Genomic DNA, 1574 nt, shown 5'->3' with positions numbered 1-1574 from the left:
GCCCTGTTGGTCGCGATGGTGCTGAACATGAAGCACCGGGGTCAGGGCGCGTACCGGTCGATCTTCTACGCCCCCTCGCTGATCGGCGCGAGCGTGTCGATCGCGATCGTGTGGAAGGCGATGTTCATCGATGACGGCATCGTGGACCGGATCCAGCAGCTGTTCGGGCTGCCGGCCGGGGGGTGGGTGGGTGACCCGTCCAAGACGATGCCGATGTTCGTGCTGCTCGCGGTGTGGACGTTCGGCGCCCCGATGGTCATCTTCCTCGCCGGGCTGAAGCAGATCCCCGCGGAGCTGTACGAGGCCGCGTCCGTGGACGGCGCGGGCCCGGTGCGCAAGTTCTGGCGGATCACGATCCCGATGCTGTCCCCGGTGCTGTTCTTCAACCTGCTGCTGGAGACGATCGGCGCGTTCCAGGTCTTCGGGTCCGCGTTCATCATCTCCGGCGGCACGGGCGGCCCGGCGGACTCGACCCTGTTCTACACGCTGTACCTGTACATCAAGGGCTTCGCCCAGTTCGACATGGGGTACGCCTCGGCCATGGCCTGGGTCCTGGTCGTCGTGGTCGGTGTGATCACCGCGATCCTGTTCAAGACCTCAGGCGCCTGGGTCCACTACTCCGGAGACAACCGATGAGCGCCCCGACGAGCACCCCGACGAGCACCCCGACGATGTCTCAGCCCGCACCCGTGCGCGAGCGCGCCACCATCGACACGTCGTTGCGCAAGGCGGCCAAGCGGCGCAAGGGGGTCCGGTCGCTCGGGTTCCACGCCTTCATGGTCATCTGCACGATCGTGGTGCTCTACCCCGCGGCGTGGATGCTCATGAGTTCGTTCAAGCCGTCCAACGAGATCATCGGGAACATCAGCCTGTGGTCGGACAACCTGTCGCTGTCCAACTTCGCCACCGCGTTGTCCGGGATCGGCGGCGTCGGGTTCTGGACCTTCTTCGGCAACTCCATGATCCTGGCCGTCGCCTCCGTGGTCGGGGTGATCCTGTCCTCCACCGTCGCCGCCTACGCGTTCGCGCGGATCGACTTCCCCGGCCGGGGCATCTTCTTCGCGATCATGATCGGCACCCTGCTGCTGCCGTTCCACGTCGTGATCATCCCGCAATACATCATGTTCAACGAGCTCGGCATGGTGAACACGTTCATCCCGCTGCTGGCACCGAAGTTCCTCGCCGGCGAAGCATTCTTCGTGTTCCTCATGGTCCAGTTCATGCGCAACCTGCCCCGCGAGCTCGACGAGGCCGCCCGCATCGACGGCGCCGGCCACGGCCGCATCTTCGGCTCCATCATGCTGCCCCTGATGCGCCCCGCGATCATCACCAGCTCGATCTTCGCGTTCATCTGGTCCTGGAACGACTTCCTCGGACCCCTGCTCTACCTCAAGAAGCCCGACCTCTACCCCCTGCCCATCGCGCTACGCCTCTACGTCGACCAGACATCCGTGTCCGACTACGGCGCCCAGATGGCCATGGCCGTCCTCGCCCTGCTACCCGTGATGATCTTCTTCATCCTCTTCCAGCGCTACATCGTCGACGGCGTCGCCACCCAAGGCCTCAAGGGCTGA

General features: G+C 65.1%; 2 protein-coding genes. Both read left to right on the top strand.

Annotated features, from left to right (window positions below; translation table 11 throughout):
* A partial coding sequence (locus ACFQ8T_RS21720) for a carbohydrate ABC transporter permease (protein ID WP_430548516.1) occupies nucleotides 1–636 on the top strand: 636 nt, incomplete at its 5' end.
* A gap of 35 nt (nucleotides 637–671) precedes the next feature.
* Nucleotides 672–1574 (top strand): carbohydrate ABC transporter permease, encoded by a 903-nt coding sequence (locus tag ACFQ8T_RS21715; protein ID WP_430548517.1) that lies wholly within the window; start codon nucleotides 672–674, stop codon nucleotides 1572–1574.

This window comes from Isoptericola sp. NPDC056618 (assembly GCF_042792715.1).
In the GTDB taxonomy this organism is placed as follows: domain Bacteria; phylum Actinomycetota; class Actinomycetes; order Actinomycetales; family Cellulomonadaceae; genus Isoptericola; species Isoptericola nanjingensis.
The sequence above is the reverse complement of the archived record's forward strand: the minus strand, read 5'-3'. Positions and strand labels throughout refer to the sequence as shown.

What these genes read in the sequence shown, in the direction of transcription:
- ACFQ8T_RS21715 (WP_430548517.1), top strand. Translation starts at nt 672, where the DNA reads ATGTCTCAGCCCGCACCCGTGCGCGAGCGCGCCACCATCGACACGTCG.